This window comes from Sulfuriferula sp. AH1 (assembly GCF_002162035.1).
Classification (GTDB): domain Bacteria; phylum Pseudomonadota; class Gammaproteobacteria; order Burkholderiales; family Sulfuriferulaceae; genus Sulfuriferula.
The window spans coordinates 1,749,729-1,765,381 of the sequence record NZ_CP021138.1; the positions used below are offsets into that span (position 1 = coordinate 1,749,729).

The 15,653-nt window shown below is 51.9% G+C and carries 16 protein-coding genes; 12 read left to right on the forward strand and 4 right to left on the reverse strand.

What is annotated here, in order from left to right:
• Positions 1-520 precede the first annotated feature (520 nt).
• From CAP31_RS08920 to CAP31_RS08935, 4 genes are all read right to left on the reverse strand, one after another.
• On the reverse strand, positions 521-853 hold the full coding sequence (locus CAP31_RS08920) for a c-type cytochrome (RefSeq protein ID WP_087447215.1): 333 nt from the start codon (positions 851-853) through the stop codon (positions 521-523).
• 232 nt (positions 854-1,085) lie between these two features.
• On the reverse strand, positions 1,086-2,180 hold the full coding sequence (locus CAP31_RS08925; RefSeq protein WP_223247228.1) for a porin: 1,095 nt from the start codon (positions 2,178-2,180) through the stop codon (positions 1,086-1,088).
• 182 nt (positions 2,181-2,362) lie between these two features.
• Entirely contained in the window at positions 2,363-4,846 is a 2,484-nt protein-coding gene (locus CAP31_RS08930) for an arsenate reductase (azurin) large subunit (protein ID WP_087447216.1), read from the reverse strand.
• 17 nt (positions 4,847-4,863) lie between these two features.
• Positions 4,864-5,385: an arsenate reductase (azurin) small subunit gene (locus CAP31_RS08935; protein ID WP_087447217.1), complete on the reverse strand. Its 522-nt coding sequence runs from the start codon at positions 5,383-5,385 to the stop codon at positions 4,864-4,866.
• 320 nt (positions 5,386-5,705) lie between these two features.
• On the opposite strand from CAP31_RS08935, the gene CAP31_RS08940 reads away from it, so the two are divergent.
• The 12 genes from CAP31_RS08940 to CAP31_RS08995 all read left to right on the forward strand — a co-directional run bounded on the left by CAP31_RS08940 (position 5,706) and on the right by CAP31_RS08995 (position 15,563).
• Positions 5,706-6,512, forward strand: a complete 807-nt coding sequence (locus CAP31_RS08940) for a PhnD/SsuA/transferrin family substrate-binding protein (RefSeq protein ID WP_223247229.1) — start codon at positions 5,706-5,708, stop codon at positions 6,510-6,512.
• Positions 6,513-6,515: 3 nt separating this feature from the next.
• Complete coding sequence (locus CAP31_RS08945; RefSeq protein WP_087447219.1) at positions 6,516-7,949, forward strand: HAMP domain-containing sensor histidine kinase; 1,434 nt, start codon at positions 6,516-6,518, stop codon at positions 7,947-7,949.
• Between the two features lie 119 nt (positions 7,950-8,068).
• Complete coding sequence (locus CAP31_RS08950) at positions 8,069-9,421, forward strand: sigma-54 dependent transcriptional regulator (RefSeq protein WP_087447220.1); 1,353 nt, start codon at positions 8,069-8,071, stop codon at positions 9,419-9,421.
• A gap of 999 nt (positions 9,422-10,420) precedes the next feature.
• Positions 10,421-10,684, forward strand: coding sequence for a DUF2282 domain-containing protein (locus CAP31_RS08955; RefSeq protein ID WP_087448333.1), 264 nt, complete (start codon positions 10,421-10,423; stop codon positions 10,682-10,684).
• Between the two features lie 2 nt (positions 10,685-10,686).
• Positions 10,687-11,538 (forward strand): DUF692 domain-containing protein, encoded by an 852-nt coding sequence (locus tag CAP31_RS08960; RefSeq protein WP_087447221.1) that lies wholly within the window; start codon positions 10,687-10,689, stop codon positions 11,536-11,538.
• Positions 11,522-12,295 (forward strand): DUF2063 domain-containing protein, encoded by a 774-nt coding sequence (locus CAP31_RS08965; protein ID WP_157662719.1) that lies wholly within the window; start codon positions 11,522-11,524, stop codon positions 12,293-12,295. The genes CAP31_RS08960 and CAP31_RS08965 overlap by 17 nt, the downstream gene beginning before the upstream one ends.
• Before the next feature lie 72 nt (positions 12,296-12,367).
• Positions 12,368-12,799, forward strand: a complete 432-nt coding sequence (locus CAP31_RS08970) for a heavy metal-responsive transcriptional regulator (protein WP_087448334.1) — start codon at positions 12,368-12,370, stop codon at positions 12,797-12,799.
• A complete protein-coding gene (locus tag CAP31_RS08975) occupies positions 12,792-13,049 on the forward strand; it encodes a thioredoxin family protein (protein ID WP_087447223.1) in 258 nt (85 codons plus the stop codon). Before CAP31_RS08970 ends, CAP31_RS08975 begins: the two co-directional genes overlap by 8 nt.
• A gap of 54 nt (positions 13,050-13,103) precedes the next feature.
• Entirely contained in the window at positions 13,104-13,718 is a 615-nt protein-coding gene (locus CAP31_RS08980) for a hypothetical protein (RefSeq protein WP_087447224.1), read from the forward strand.
• Between the two features lies 1 nt (position 13,719).
• Positions 13,720-14,415 (forward strand): cytochrome c biogenesis CcdA family protein, encoded by a 696-nt coding sequence (locus tag CAP31_RS08985; protein WP_087447225.1) that lies wholly within the window; start codon positions 13,720-13,722, stop codon positions 14,413-14,415.
• A gap of 44 nt (positions 14,416-14,459) precedes the next feature.
• Positions 14,460-14,885, forward strand: a complete 426-nt coding sequence (locus CAP31_RS08990) for a DsrE family protein (RefSeq protein ID WP_087447226.1) — start codon at positions 14,460-14,462, stop codon at positions 14,883-14,885.
• A 93-nt stretch (positions 14,886-14,978) separates the two neighbouring features.
• Positions 14,979-15,563: a thioredoxin fold domain-containing protein gene (locus CAP31_RS08995; RefSeq protein WP_087447227.1), complete on the forward strand. Its 585-nt coding sequence runs from the start codon at positions 14,979-14,981 to the stop codon at positions 15,561-15,563.
• Positions 15,564-15,653 lie beyond the last annotated feature (90 nt).

Sequence of the window (15,653 nt, forward strand, 5' to 3'; positions counted from 1 at the left end):
TGACTCAGGCATTAAATTTATTTACCGAATCTTGCCAACTACCGGTCAATTATCCCAAAAACTCAAAAGCCACTGAAATATCACAAATAGCAGTTGAGTTTTCGTCTGCAACTAAGCATTTTAGACTCGCTATGAAATCTGGACAGAATTGCACACTGTTTTATTTACAGCCTCTAGATAAAAGCAGGCAAACAACCGATCAGAAGAACGTGTCTCTGGCACGGATGAAATCTGCCAGCTGGAGTTGACTCCTCAGTGATCGCCACTCCTTTTGAGAGCGACGATCCAGTAACCTGCTGGAGTTGACTCCTCAGTTACCGTCACTCGTTTTGAGAGCGACAGCCCAGTAAAAAGAATCAGTAGAAATATCTGAATCAAAAGTTGCATCTGGAATTGCAGATCCAGCGCACTCTACTCATCCCTCATACCCCTTTAAAATCATTGATAGATCAGCCTCCGCTAAAAAACCATCGTTGATATCTTGTTATAGAAGCCGAAGCTTTACATCGTGACAAAGCTCCTAGCTGAGCGTCAAAATCCACCGAACTAACGTTTTTATATCTTTCTTATTCATCTCAGGATGTGCAGGCATCGCCATCGATCCCCACACGCCGCTACCACCATTTCTAACTTTCTGAATTAATTTTGATTCGGCTCCTTTGTCGCCTTTGTACTTGGCTGCCACATCCTTATATGCGGGGCCGACAATTTTGTTGCCGACACCATGACACGCCATGCAGCCATTTTTTTGAGCCATCGCCTGAACCTGCGCATCTGTTAAATCACCAGCGGCATAGACCACTTCTGCAAACAATGACGCCACTACAATACCCAACACAAACAATACCTTCATGCTATTCCTTTCGTCTATATCATTCAAAATTAAAAAGTGACGCCTCCCGCCAGGATGTCTGTCGAAAAGCGTCTGAGTTCACCCTAAGGTTAAAGATTTGGGGTATGAATACTGTCAACGCCAACTTAAAACTGTATCAGTTTTAAGTTGGCGTTGACAGTATTCATACCCCAAGCTGCGAGCGGTGCTTGTATATTAAGCAAATCGCCCGAGCCTTACGCTTTTACTCCAATCAGTGCTTAATCAGTCCAGCGTCAAACTTGTAGATGACGCCCAACGAGATGACCGAGGGGTCACCTCCTGGTGCGATCCCCGGAACCCCTTGGTCGCCATGGCCATAATCATAGGCGCTATATGACGCGCCAGCGCCGTTATTGGTCCTGGCGTAGGCGACGTAAAGCGTGGTGTTTTTGTCCCAGGCGTGATCGTAGCCGACTGCCCACTGGCTGGCGCTGGTATTGGACGTTCCGCTCAAATCACCCGCCCTGGCGTACTGCGCTTTAACCGTTCCGCTGCTGCCCACTTTAGCCGCAGCGCCCAGCGTGTATTTGTCGCGGTCTGCGTTCGATATTCCGCCAATGGCAGTTTCACGCTGCCAGCCGCCACCCAGATTGAAAGCGCCGAAATCGTAACTCGCCGTAATGGCACTGACTTTGCTGTCGGACAAGGTTCCACCGCCATTGCCAAAGTTGCCGTAGGCGCCACCCAGTTTGAGCCCACCGTTCGCATAATCGCCCTTAGCGATATAGGAGTTGGTATTGCTTACACCCTGATTCGGCACATAAGTCAAGCCAAGAGAAAAGCCACCAAAGTCGGGCGTGCGGTAATACGCGGCATGATCGGCACGGCCTGGCAGACCGTCGCCGCCCCAGATATTGCCCAGATCACCCACTTGATCGCCAAACAGGTTGTAGTCGTAGAGCCACTGGTTAAGCGCAGGCAGACGACCCAGCAGAACCGTACCAAAACCCCCTTTTACCCCTATGTACGAATCACGAGCCCGTGTGAAAATCTGCCCGTTGGAGTTTGCGCCTCCGTTGCCGTCACCCGTGCCTTTACCCGTGAGATCTACACCTGATTCGTATTGGAAAAGAACGGAAAGCCCATCACCGAGGTCATGACTACCTTTGAAACCAAGGCGAGAGGAATTGCTGTGAATGTAGTCGCTTTTTTGGGCACCGTTGTCTATACCGTCTGCGGACAGGTGTCCCACGCCGTAGATAGACAGATCCAGCGCCATCGCAGTCGTGCTAAATGCTGTGCCCACTGCCATTGCAACTACCAGTGACTTCATACCAAACATTCGAGTTTTTTTGTTACTAGACATGCCTTTTCTCCCATTAACATTTATCTAAAAATCAAACAAATTCCGGCAAACCGGAGTTATCTCAACTAAATTACCCTTAAAATTACCCTTAAACTTAAAATTTTTGTTCCTTTCAAGCACCCAGCAGACGCAGAGCCAGCTGAGCTTGATCGGAACGCTCCTTCAGATTTCTGCACCGCAGTTCAGGCATTATCAAAACGCCGACGCTTGAAGCTGACGGTTTTCTGGTACTGGGCCATGGGGCCGACGCGGCGGATGTTGGCCCAGGTGTGCTTGTAGTCGGGTACCACGTTGCGATCCACCGCCTCCGTCACCACATCGCCCTCGATGCCATTGAAGTAGCCCATCAGCATGAAGGTCTGCCCCGGTTTGATATCGGCATCGGGATAAGCCATAGCATAGGTGGAGCCATAGTCGTTAAAGACCTCGACCACATCACCGGCGGAAACGCCCAGTTCCAAGGCGTCCTGGAGGTTGAATTCGATATAGGCCATGGGATAACGCCCCTTGACGAATTCGTCGTACTGGTTGTGGTAGCCGGTCTGCCAGACTTCATTGGCACGGCCACTGTTGATCCAGAAGCGGTACTTGTCCTTCTGGGACTGCACCGATGGAAACAAGCCTTTCCACGGTGCGGGCAGGAAGTGCGCCAGGCCGTCGTCGGTGCCGAATTTATCCGTATAGAGCATTTCGGTGCCGACCAGCTTGTCGCCTTCCACTTTTTTAATCGGCAGCTGTACGCCGTTGTTGCCGGCCTTGCTGAGCAGAGCGTAGGTCGCCATGTAGCCGGTGTCGCCGCCCTGGCTGTCAATAGGGCCTGCACCGGGTTGCCCTGCGCGGCGGAAGCCATCGTTGAAGGCATCTTCCTCGGTTTTCCAGTTGAAACCGGCAAAGCGCTCTGCCATTTTACTGTTACCTTCGTTCTGGTACATACCCCCGATGGCGTTGGCGATGTGCGCGGCAATGAGGCAGTCAGGCAGGGCGGAGCCGGGCGCGGCCATGAACTTCTCGGACAGGCGCAGGCGGCGCTCGCCGTTCATGGAGGTCAGATTCATCTCGCCGGGATGCGCTGCAGGTAGAGCCAGGTGGGCGGCTTCCATCATCTTGGTGGGATAGAGGTTGATGGTCGTGACAAACAAGCCGCCCTTGTTGGTGACGGCGTCGTAAATGATGTCCACCATTTGCGCGGGTGTGGCGCCGCGCGCTTTGCTCATGGCGTCCTTGACGATTTGCGAACGACGCAAGACGACTTCGCGTAAAGTCTGAGCGTTGGGGGATGTTTGGAAGTTATTGCATCCCCACCAGGTCATCATTTTGTAGTTGCCTTTGATGATTTCCTGGTCAATGTAGATTTTCTCGCCGGTGGGGTGCGGCGGACGGACGTATCCTTCCTGGTGACCGCCCATGCGCACGCAGCCAGTACCGCGACGACCGCCAACGTTGTGAGTAGCAATCACCAGATCGAGCAAGGCGGACTGGATACGGTAATTATCGTTGCCCCAGATGATACCTTTTTCATAGGCATGCATGGTGCGCGGACGGGTACCATCTGATTTGGGCGCATAGGCCCATTGGGCAGCCTGTTTGAGTTGCGCCACTGGCACACCGGTGACCTGGCTGCATTCATCCAAGCTCATGCGGTTGGCTTGCACTGCCTGATCGAACCCCTTGGTGCGCTTGGCAATAAAGTCCTTGTCATGCCAGCCCTGATCGATTACGTAGGTAAATAGACCGTTGAACAGTGCAGTGTCGGTCCCAGGGTTAATGGCCAGTTGCATGACGCGATCCTTGGCCACGGTTTCCGATATTGCGATGGAAGGCGTACGACGCGGATCAACGAAGATAAACTTGCCCTCTGCGACAGCTTCTTTGCCAAATAATTTTTTCTTTTTATCCACGGTGCTGCCCTGGAGATTGGGCATCCAGTGTTCCAGGAAGTAGTTGGTCTGGGCTTCATAAGGATTGTTGCCAATGGAGACGATACAGTCGGCCACCTCGGCGTCTTCATAGGAATTGTTCAGCTCCATGATGCCCATGTCACGGGTGGCGTGGCATTCGGAGTTGTAGGACGGGCGGTTGTGGATGCGTACCGCCGGAGTCTGGATGGCACTGAACATTAGTTTGCCGCTGCCCCAGGTATTTTCAAAGCCGCCACCGGCACCGCCGTGGTCGAAGGTGGAAAATGCAATCTGGCGCGGGCCATCCTTGTCCAGGATTTTTTTCACCAGGCCACCGTAGATAGCCAGCGCTTCATCCCAGGTGGTGTCCAGCCACTGGTCGCCGGCATACAGACGCGGTTCGGTCAACCGCTGCTGGGTTATGCCATCCGCGGTATACATATAGGAGGCCATCTTGCCGCCGCGTGTGGAAGAATTACCCTTGTTTACCACGCATTGTTTGTCCGGCGTGATCATGATGTTGTAGCGCGTACCGTCACCATCGGTGATCACATTGGTCATGGCCGGGGTCATCACTGTGGCAAAAGCCGGCAACTGTTTGCGGAAATCCAGGCCAAGGGCGTTCTGGTGGGATGCGCGTCCGCCCTCTTGACCCTCTGGCCATTTGTAGACGTGGTAGCCACAGCCGACAATGCAGAAGTGGCAAACCATATTAGTTTTGTGGGCGTTGACTGGGGGCAGCGTCACGCGGTCTTTTATCATGCTCATTTTATTATCCTCCTGGTTTACAGTATGTTGGCTTGGCGGCCATAGATCAGCCCTTCGACACCCACGGCCGAGACAGCATCGGTTTTGGCGTCGTACTTGAGCACGATGCGGGGCAACTCTTCGGTGGCTTGGCCGCACACCATCTGGCCGTTTTTCTCGGGGTCAAACATGCTGTAATGACAGGGACATTTAAAGGTGCGTGCCTGACCGTCATAACTTACTGGGCAGCCCATATGCGTACACAGAGTGGAATAGGCGACAATGTCGCCGTCCGGACCTACGCCGCCGGCCACCACCTTGCCGGTCTTGATGAGCGCACAGGGTGAGGAAGCATCGGGGTAGCTGAAGGCTACCGCCTCATTCACCGGCAGCTTCCTGGCCAAGCCAACCGCCTTGGTCTTGTAAGGTAGACTGACGCGGCCAACTTCAGCCGCTTCGGCTGACCCGGCCTGGGCGAGACCGGATACAGCCATGCCGGTGCCGGCTACTGCGCCCCCGCCCAGCTTCAAAAACCCTCTTCGCGATATCGAACTGCTCATAGAATATTTCTCCTTTTAATGATTGGATGTGACGATAAACTAAAAAACCCAGCAACATCGATTACTTGCACAGCAAACACCATGCCATAATTAAAATTATGTTGAAAAACATAATGATATATTTATTTTATAGTTAGATTTACCAAATAATCCATTACTAAACAGTAACAATTCAATAATCGGGATTACCCATTGGTAACCGACTTGTTTTTTTATTTTATTTATGATTTGATTCGCCGTTAACCAATTAAAATTACACATTCAGCATGCTTAGACGACATTTCCTTTCCGCACTAACCGCAACACTTGCGGGGTTAGCGATGCCAGGCTTCCAGGCACGAGCCCAATCCGAACGCCCCATCCTATTCGGCACGACCCCTGTTTTCCTCGACGACCAGATATTGTTTTTAAACAAATGGCAGCACTATTTAGAAGTGCGACTAAATCGGCCAGTTGTTTTTGTCCAACGCGAAACCTATACTGAAATTACCGACTTGGTGATTAAGGGAAAACTCGATTTTGCCTGGATTTGCGGCTATCCTTACACTCGCTTCAAGCCTTATATGAAGCTTGTCGCGGTTCCAATATTCCAGGGTAAACCCCTATACCGAGCCTACGTGATCGTGCCGCAAACCGACGCTGTTACACACAGCCTTATGGATTTGAAAGATAAGATTTACGCCTTTTCCGACCCGCTCTCCAATTCGGGCTGGCTTGTCGCGCAGGCTGAAATCAAGCGCAACGGATACGTTCCTGCGAATTTCTTCCGCAAGTCTTTTTTTACCTTGGCACACCGCAAGGTCGTTGAGGCGGTAGCTATAAAATTAGCTCAAGGAGGATCCGTGGATGGATATGTCTGGGAGACGCTGAATGTAACTCATCCCGATCTCACGGCACGGACCCGGATTGTGGAGAAATCAGCAGAATACGGTTTTCCTCCAATTGTTGCTTATAAAAACGTAGACCCATCTGAGTATAGTGCTGTACAGGAAATATTAATCGGTATGAAAGAAGATCCGGCAGGACGTGCATTGCTTAAGCAACTTAATCTGGACGGATTTGAACAAGGAAATGACCATATTTTTGACGACATTAAACGCAACATGCAATTCGTAGGCGTAGATTAGGCCATGTTTAATAATTTGAGTTACCGGTACAAAACGCCGTTGAGCCTGAGCATGGTGATTTTGTTCACCGCATCGATTGTGTCAGCGACCCTGATCGTGCAGGCTTATCAGGACACACAAAAGGATCTTATCTGGAACGCACTTAATCTTGGTAAGGTGCTTGCGCGCACAATCAGACCGTTTTTATTACACGACGATCTCTGGCAAGCCTACGAAACGATAAATATCCCATTCGATCAAGCTAACGAAGCGGAGTCTCCTACCCGACTCGCCATAGTTTTGGATGCACAAAATCGAATTTACGTTTCCACTAATCCTTCTCAATTTCCCGTACTCGGCAAACTTTCCGAAACCAAATCCGAGTACGCCGTATTGGAGCATCGGATCGCCGCCCGCAGCGAGAAACCTTTTACGATAGAAAACGTCGACCCGCACCAAATTTTTATGGTTATCCCCATCCTCGCTGACGACAAAACCCCCTTGGGCACGTTAATTTTGAGTTATTCAAAATCAATATTGTTGCAACGTTTCTACCATACCGTCGAGCAGGTCGCCATTGTCACGTTTGCAGTTATCGCGATCCTTCTACCATTCGGCTGGTATTTAGGCAAGCGCATGACTAAACCCTTGATCCACTTAGCCGAGTGTATGGGGAGAATCGGCCACGAGTTGCCCGCCGATATCCAATGCGACTTGCACTTCAGCCGAGACGAAATCGGTTTTTTAGGCGGCCGTTTCAAGATCATGTTAAATGAACTCAGAGAAAAACAGGTATTGGAACGCCGGATGCTTGCCTCGGAACGGCTTGCCGCCATTGGTCGCCTCACGGCCGGTATTGCGCATGAGATTAACAACCCTCTTGGTGGCATGCTCAACGCCATCAACACTTTCAACCGGCACGGAAATCCAGACTTGCTAACTAGCAAGACCATTTCGCTGATTGGGCGGGGATTGCTACAGATCAAACAAACTGTCGCGGCTTTACTGATTGAAGCCAAACTTGAAAACCATGCCCTGACCCCTCAAGACATTGAAGACGCACGTACCTTGATTATGGAAGATGTGAATAAGAAGCAAATCTCGCTTAACTGGCGCAATGAAATTGATGAGCCATTACCCCTCCCTTCTACCCAAGTAAGGCAGATCCTCCTGAACCTATTGCTGAACGCCGTTAAGGCGACGCGAGAACATGGACACCTGGATTGCCAAATCACCAAAGAACTAGATAAATTTAAGCTAGCGGTCAAAAATGATGGCGACTACATCAAACCAGAAAAGATGGAACATCTGTTCGAGCCGTTCTCAGGTTCTGGCTCTGAAGGACACGGACTGGGGCTATGGATCACTTATCAACTAGTGCAGCAAATGAATGGTCAGATCGAGGTGGAAAGCCAGCCGGATCAAACTACTTTTACGATTACCTTACCAATTGAATAACAAAGAGGAGCTCACCCTAAGCAGTCTAACCGCGTTGATATCGAAGTGCCAAAATTATATCCGTGTATACTTATGACGATGGTAAAGTTGAAATGAATGGTACAACAGGAGTTAGCGCAATGCTCCAGAATCAACGGTTTTGCGTGATAGAAGACGATGAAATCATGCGGGAATCTCTACGCGATAGATTTGAGCTGGAAGGGTTCGAGTGCGATTGCTTTGCAACCGCCAAGGGGGCAATGGAACAAATCGGCCGCAAACATTACACGGTAATCATCAGCGATATTCGTTTGCCAGATATGAATGGCGAAGAGTTGTTTAAGCAGCTCATCGCTCGAGAGCCCTTTCTGCCACCTTGGCTGTTCATCACTGCCTACGGTACAGTTGATAGAGCAGTCAGTCTGCTCAAGCTCGGCGCTACCGACTACATCACCAAACCTTTCGACTTGGATGAATTGATCGAAAAATTACAATCCCTTTCCAGCCATCCGAATCAAAATTTCGTCCCTGAAATTGCGCCCATACTCGGCATCTCGTCAACAATGCGCAAAATCACAGAAACACTACCTCGCCTGGCTAAACAGGCAAATCGCATATTGATCACCGGGGAGTCCGGCGTCGGCAAGGAAGTCGTCGCACGAGAGATTCACCGTCTTAACCCCAAGCGGGCGGAGCATCCTTTCGTCGCTGTCAATTGCGGCGCACTCCCCGAAAATCTGCTTGAGGCGGAGCTTTTTGGCTTCGAAAAAGGTGCCTTCACGGGGGCCTTCCGCAACAAGAAGGGCTTATTCGAACAAGCCCACAAGGGAACGCTCTTCCTGGACGAAATCGGAGATATGCCGAAAGCAATGCAAGTAAAACTGCTGCGTGCACTCCAGGAACAACGCGTAACCCGGATCGGCGGAGAAGAGGAGATTCCGGTGGATATCCATCTGATATGCGCCACGCATCAAGACTTGAAGACCATGGTTGAACAAGGAACATTCAGGGAAGATCTGTTTTATCGGATCCATTTAATCCATCTAAGAATCCCACCGTTACGCGAAAGAAAAGAGGATATACTTTGGCTTGCACAACGCTTTCTTGAGGAATATGCATCCCAAGCGTGTGAGTGTCGGAAGCTGATAACAGCTGAAATAGAACAGCTCATGTTGAGCCACCCTTGGCCCGGTAATGTGCGAGAGCTTCGGAATGCTATAGAACGGGCTTGTATTTTAAGCGAAGGCGGCGAGCTAGAGTCCCATGCCTTGTTCGATCAAAGCGCACAACAAACTCAAAGTTTGTTGTGCGCATCGGATAGCTTATCCGGATTTCTTCACACCTGCGAACGAAGTTTTATTCTCCAGGCCATAACGCGCCATAACTGGCACATGGGGCAGACAGCACAACATCTTGGTATCAGCCGCAAAAATCTCTGGGAGAAGATGAAAAAGTTAGACATATCCGCAAATGTCGCAGGAGATTCCGAATAAATTTGTGACCATCTGCGCAACGGCTGATCTTCGCAGAAGGTGAGTTGCGCCCCGTCAGCACCACGCCTGACAGCAAAGGTGGCGCCCTGTTCATATTTGTGCCCTATGCGCCTCATGCGGGTGACTTCATCACCCATCTGAACCAACTGCAGCTTACCGCCAGGGTTCCATTTATGCTTTGCAAGTCTCGTGTCGCGATATAAAACTGCAGTTCTGCCAAGGCAGCGAAATGGGTAATGGCGCATAGCTTCCTGTTAATGCCGCAGTTATACGCGGCGATGCCAATACCGCCAGAGCGGCAAGTTATTATCGGGCCGAGGATCTTAAGATCGATCCGCACTTTACCTATACCCGTGCCTCCGATTCCGCGCGCTTTTGCTGGACCAATACTGGAAACAAAAAAGCACAAAACTACGGGGAAGCATTATGTGGGATTGATCAAGCTCCATTGACGGCATTGGGGTAGATGCCGAATCCGGGCTTGTGCACACGATGGTGGGCGCCACAGCGAAAGTGTTGGACATGGCGCGGTCACGCTATTTGCTCTGTCAAACCTGTTTCGGGCGAGGCGAATATTGTTGATGACGGGAGAGGTGCGTCCCTGATCGAAAGAAAAGCCACTTCCGGGCACCAAAACGCCCGGTGGGGGCAGTCCGGCAAGAGATTTTTACCCGTGTCTAGCACATTTCTTCGCCTATATCCATTTCAGCTCCCATCGGCTGGTTAAAAATGGGCCTGTTCAGATGAACCCTAAAGGTTCGCATTCCACCGTCTTTACCAGAGCGAAGGCGCGCAGTTTTTCCAGGTTACCCTTCACTGACGGCAAGGTTCGGGAATGACTGGCCTTATCGTGCTTGACATTAGAGCTACCTCCAAGGTTTATAATTATTTTTTTGTAAAAATTTGCGTCTGGTTTTACTCTCTGACGGAGTGGAATTGCCAGAGATTCGATGCAATGAGCCATTCGTTATGACACCGTTAATCTACATAGGAGACATCATGAAGAAAGATATTATTTTGCGGTCCGCGATCGCGGGTTTGTTTACGGTGGGGGTAACCGCCACCACTGAACAAGCTGTGGCGGGTGCACCAAAAGGCATGGAAGAATGTTACGGAATCGCCAAAGCTGGTATGAATGATTGTGCTACCAGAAAACATTCATGTGCCGGGCAAGTCCAAAAAGACGGTGACAAGGACGATTACCTTTATGTACCCGTTGGAACTTGCAAAAAAATAGTGGACGGGACGCTGAGTAAGAAGTGAAAATGGTAAGTGGCTGTTTCCTTGTAGGCGAAATTCCCGCACGGGCAGGAATTGGGCTGCGCGCGCAGCATTACCTGGATGTGCTGGAAACTCGGCCCAGTATCGGTTGGCTGGAGGTGCACAGCGAAAACTACTTTGGTGCCGGCGGCCAACCCCATTACTTTCTCGAACAACTCCGCGCCCGATATCCCCTCAGTCTACACGGCGTGGGTTTGTCGCTCGGTTCGACGGACGCGCTGGACTACGCGCATTTGGGCAAGCTCAAGGCGCTGATCGCGCGCTATCAGCCGGGATTGGTTTCGGAGCACTTGTGTTGGGGTTCGGTCGGCGGGCACTACCTGAACGATTTGCTACCCCTGCCCTACACGGAAGAGGCACTGCGTCACATGTGCGAGCAGATTTGCCGGACGCAGGATTTCCTGGGCCGGCAAATTTTGATTGAGAACGTGTCCAGCTATCTGCAATTTGCGCAGTCGACCATTCCGGAATGGGAATTCGTCGCCGCAGTGGCGCAGGCAACCGGCTGCGGCATTCTGCTGGACGTCAACAACATCTACGTCAATGCCGTCAACTGCTCGTTCGACCCTCTCGTCTATTTCCAGGCGATTCCGGTAGAGGCGGTGCAGGAAATCCACCTGGCAGGGTTCGATAGTAACGGAGACTGCCTTATCGACACCCACGGCAAACCGGTTTGTGATGCGGTCTGGGTGATTTACCGGGAAGCGCTAAAGCGCTTCGGCAACGTCCCAACACTGATCGAGTGGGATACCGATATCCCCGAACTTACGGTGCTGCTGGAAGAAGCGCGTAAGGCTGATGTCATTCTGGAGGAAAACCGTGCGCTCCCTGCGTGAACTGCAACTCGGTTTTGCAGAAGCCATATTCGGCCAAGAGGCAAGCGACTTCGCGCAAGAGGTGGCCGTGGACGGATTAAGCAGCGGGCGCCGCCTCGCCATCTATCGCAACAATGTGTTCGGTCGGCTCACCGAGACGTTACAGGCGGTTTACCCCGTGGTTCAGCAGTTGGTCGGGGAAGGCTTTTTCAAATTTGCCGCGGCGGAATATATTTCTCACTACCCGTCGCAAAGCGGTAACCTGCATCATTATGGCCGGCAGTTCGCTGGATTTCTGGCCAATTTTCCACCTGCCGCCGAGCTAAGCTATTTGCCCGACGTGGCGCATCTGGAATGGGCATGCCACGAGGTGTTCCATGGGGCTGATCATGGACCGTTACCGCTTGAACAATTGCAGGCGCTCCCACCCGAGCGATATGGCGATCTGAAATTCAGGCTGCATCCGGCGACGAGATTGATGGCATCCCTTTTTCCCATACATCGTATCTGGGAGGTTAATCAACCTGGCTACAGCGGTGATCAAACGGTGGATCTGGCCATAGGCGAGGTTAGGTTGCTGGTAAAACGCTCCGGGCGCGTAATGGAGCTCAATGTCCTGACTTCGGGCGAATGGTATTTTCTGAGTACGCTCGCAGACGGCTGTAGCTTTGGCGAAGCCTGTGAGTTGGCATTGGCTGCGGAGCCCGGCTTCGATCTGGGGTCTGCTTTGAGGCGTCGAGTCACTGATCTCACACTGGTAGATTTTTTTGATGTTTAGCCAGCAATCTTTCTCCTTGACATTGGTCTTAACTCCAAGGTCTACAATGTGAAAATGATGGAGGAGAGAACCGTGCTTACGATAGGAAAGCTTGCGCTACGCGTTGACGTGACAACCGATACCATCCGCTACTACGAGAAGGAAGGATTGCTTGCGCCGGCCAGGAAAACCGACGCCGGATACCGATTGTACGATGACGCGGCTATTCGGCGCCTGCGTTTTATCAAACAAGCGCAGCATTGTGGTTTCAGCTTGGCGGAAATCCGTGAGTTGTTGGCTTTGAAGCGTAGCGATGCCGCCTGTTGCAAGGACGTGCGCAGTGTTGCCATCGGGAAAAAATTGCATCTGGAACACAAGATAAAAGCGCTACGGGTCATGTCGCAGGCGCTCAGCGAGCTCATCATGATTTGCGATGATGAAACCAAGCCGCTGCAGGAATGCCCGATTCTCGCGGCGCTGGAGAGCAGCATGGAGAAACAATCGAAAGGAGATCGAAATGATTAAAGTGGAAGTATTTTCATCACCGGGCTGCGGCAAGTGCACCCAGGCCAAAAGTATGCTTAAGACCATTGTAGAAGAAATGGGACAAGGCAGGATCACTTGGCGCGACGTGAACATTCTGGAGGAAATGGATTATGCCGTGGAGCTGGGAGTGATGTCGTCGCCCGCGATCGCGATTGATGGCAAGCTGGTGTTTTCGTCGCTACCCAGCTCCGACAAATTGCGAACGGAACTCAGCAAACGGCTGGTATGAACAAGCGCTACATTGCTTAGCCCTTAACAGCCGAACGAATGATAGGAGGGTACGATGAGTATGATATTGTTAATTACCGCCGCGGTGTTGGGTTTTTTGTCATTTTTCGAGCCTTGCACCATTGCCACGCACACCTTGTTTGCGGTACGCGCCAGTCACGATTCGGTGAAGCAGCGATGGCTGGCGCTGGTTCAGCTTACGCTGTCCCGGGCACTGTTGCTGGTGGTGGTATTTAGCGCCGCTGCCGCGATCGGATTGGCAGAGATTTCTGCAAATACGGCGATGCTGATGCTCAGCGTGATTGGCCTTATCTATCTGATCACCCGCAAGATTTATCTGCCCGTTCCGCATCTCGAGTTTTACCGCCTGCTTCCCCGGCATGATGACTTGTCTCAGGGATTCAAGCTGGGCCTGACCTTACCGGCCTGCACGCTGCCGCTGGTGCTCATCGTCGGCATCCTGTCCGCGTTAACGCAACGACCCGACGCCGCAGTGTTGGCAGGGCTGGTGTTTGCAGTCATGTTCACGCTGCCCACGCTCTGGGATAGCACGCACGAACTCGATGCGGCACATCGGGCCTTTCTCAGCAAAGCCGCCAACCTGAGCCCTTACGTCACCACCTTGTTGTTATGGGGCAGTGCGTTTCTGATTTGGAAAACAGGAGTTTGATATGGATTTAGAAACATTGCGCAGCACGCTGGAACAGGCCAGCTTGGCCTCGCTCGGCGTGGGTTTCACGGCGGGGTTCATCTTCAGCTTCAACCCGGTCGCGCTGGCGGCGATCCCTGTGTCGCTCGCCTACGTCACCAAGGCGCATGAGACAAAAAAAGCCGTCCTGTTTGGTGGCATGTTCATTCTCGGCCTGATCGTAACGCATGCGCTCATGGGATTCATCGCCGGGTTCGGCGGACTATGGGTGCAAAAGCTCATGGGGCGTGAGTGGGGCCTGGTACTGGGTCCTCTGCTGATCGTGCTGGGTTTGATGTGGCCAGGATGGATCAAGCTCCCCCTTCCTGCCATCACCTTCCGGGCCAAGCGTGCCACGAGTGGCTGGGGAGCGTTTGCATTGGGGATTCCATTTTCGGTGGCGATATGCCCCTTTTGCACGCCCGCTCTCGTCATCTTGCTGGGCGTCGCGACGGGGATTGGTTCTCCGCTGTTTGGCGCAACCTTGCTGCTGGCGTTTGCCCTGGGGCGTTCAGTGCCCATCATCCTCGGCGCATGGGCAATCGGTTGGCTGGAAAGCTTGAAATCCCTCAGGCATTCACAACGAATATTTGAAATTATCGGGGCGCTGCTGCTTATTTTGTCGGGCTTGTACATGCTCAATGCCTATTTTTACATTATTCCAGAGTTGGCAGCATAGCGCACAGCTTCGGACGCGTAATGATTATTAAACTGGAGTAAACCATGCTTGTTTTGTTACGTTTCTGTCTAGTACTGTTTGTTTCGCTTGGTGTGAGCTTGCATGCTCAAGCTGCCGATACTGGCCCCATTCCGTTTGTCATGCAAATGACCGCGGACGACTCAGATGCACAGCGCCGGGCGTTTTTGCAAATTCAAAAAGTCATGCAAGACCTTGGCCCGCAGAAGGTAAAAATTGAAGTAGTCGCTTATGAATCAGGCATCGCTTCTCTGCTTTCTGACAACAATGACACCGCAACGCTGGTCGCGGCCCTGTCACGCGAGGGAGTCCGTTTCAAGGCGTGTCGCATAAGCATGCGCGGTCATGGATTTTCCGACGCCGACTTTCCTATCGAAGTAGAATTTGTACCCGCCGGGGCACCGGAGATGGTAAGCCTGCAAATGAAAGGTTATCGATATTGGCGGCCATAAGGTCGAGAAGGAAACTGCGGTTTGATGCCAGGTAGGTTTGGACAAAGAGCACATTCGGCTGGCGATTAGGCGATTATATTGAGGAAACTTTCCATGCGATTAAATATAAAACAGATGGTGACAAGCCTCTTGATGCTCGGCCTGTGGTTCGGCCTCACCGACAGCGGAGCGGCTTTGGCTACCAACGACAAACAAAAATCCCGCATCGAAACCGCACTTGCCGCTGCACCGAAGGCAACGTGGATTACGCAGGGTCAAGGGCGCCATGAACTGTACGTCTTCTTCGATCCAAACTGTACATACTGCCCGCTGCTGTACAAGAACTTGCAACCCTTGATTGTGCCCTACGGCCTGCAACTGCGGTGGATTCCTGTGGCTATGTTGGATGCTACGAGTCTCGGCAAGGCGGCGGCGATCATGCAAGCAAAGGACCCAAAGGCTGCGCTCGATTACAACGAAGCGCATTACAACACGGGGTCATACGCAGGCAGCATTGCCGAAGATATACCGACCGGCGGCACCGAGGCGCGCTTGCGCGCGAATGAGGCACTCCTGAATCAGGTTGGGATCCCGGTTGTGCCCACCATGCTGTTTCATGCGAAATCCGGTGAAGCCATGGTGATCCAGGGCGCGCTGTCGCCGATCGCGCTGCGAAAGGTACTGGATCGTGTCCGATAGAACGACGACCAGCAGAGCGCCAATCTTGTAATGGTACACGGCGATTCCAACTATTTTACCGAAGCAGAAAAACAAGTGCATCGAGAAAGC

Excerpts from the sequence above, each read along its gene's own strand:
- CAP31_RS08920 (WP_087447215.1), bottom strand. The coding sequence starts at position 853 with ATGAAGGTATTGTTTGTGTTGGGTATTGTAGTGGCGTCATTGTTTGCA.
- CAP31_RS08925 (WP_223247228.1), bottom strand. The coding sequence starts at position 2,180 with ATGTCTAGTAACAAAAAAACTCGAATGTTTGGTATGAAGTCACTGGTA.
- CAP31_RS08930 (WP_087447216.1), bottom strand. The coding sequence starts at position 4,846 with ATGAGCATGATAAAAGACCGCGTGACGCTGCCCCCAGTCAACGCCCAC.
- CAP31_RS08935 (WP_087447217.1), bottom strand. The coding sequence starts at position 5,385 with ATGAGCAGTTCGATATCGCGAAGAGGGTTTTTGAAGCTGGGCGGGGGC.
- CAP31_RS08940 (WP_223247229.1), top strand. The coding sequence starts at position 5,706 with ATGCCAGGCTTCCAGGCACGAGCCCAATCCGAACGCCCCATCCTATTC.
- CAP31_RS08945 (WP_087447219.1), top strand. The coding sequence starts at position 6,516 with ATGTTTAATAATTTGAGTTACCGGTACAAAACGCCGTTGAGCCTGAGC.
- CAP31_RS08950 (WP_087447220.1), top strand. The coding sequence starts at position 8,069 with ATGCTCCAGAATCAACGGTTTTGCGTGATAGAAGACGATGAAATCATG.
- CAP31_RS08955 (WP_087448333.1), top strand. The coding sequence starts at position 10,421 with ATGAAGAAAGATATTATTTTGCGGTCCGCGATCGCGGGTTTGTTTACG.
- CAP31_RS08960 (WP_087447221.1), top strand. The coding sequence starts at position 10,687 with ATGGTAAGTGGCTGTTTCCTTGTAGGCGAAATTCCCGCACGGGCAGGA.
- CAP31_RS08975 (WP_087447223.1), top strand. The coding sequence starts at position 12,792 with ATGATTAAAGTGGAAGTATTTTCATCACCGGGCTGCGGCAAGTGCACC.
- CAP31_RS08980 (WP_087447224.1), top strand. The coding sequence starts at position 13,104 with ATGAGTATGATATTGTTAATTACCGCCGCGGTGTTGGGTTTTTTGTCA.
- CAP31_RS08985 (WP_087447225.1), top strand. The coding sequence starts at position 13,720 with ATGGATTTAGAAACATTGCGCAGCACGCTGGAACAGGCCAGCTTGGCC.
- CAP31_RS08990 (WP_087447226.1), top strand. The coding sequence starts at position 14,460 with ATGCTTGTTTTGTTACGTTTCTGTCTAGTACTGTTTGTTTCGCTTGGT.
- CAP31_RS08995 (WP_087447227.1), top strand. The coding sequence starts at position 14,979 with ATGCGATTAAATATAAAACAGATGGTGACAAGCCTCTTGATGCTCGGC.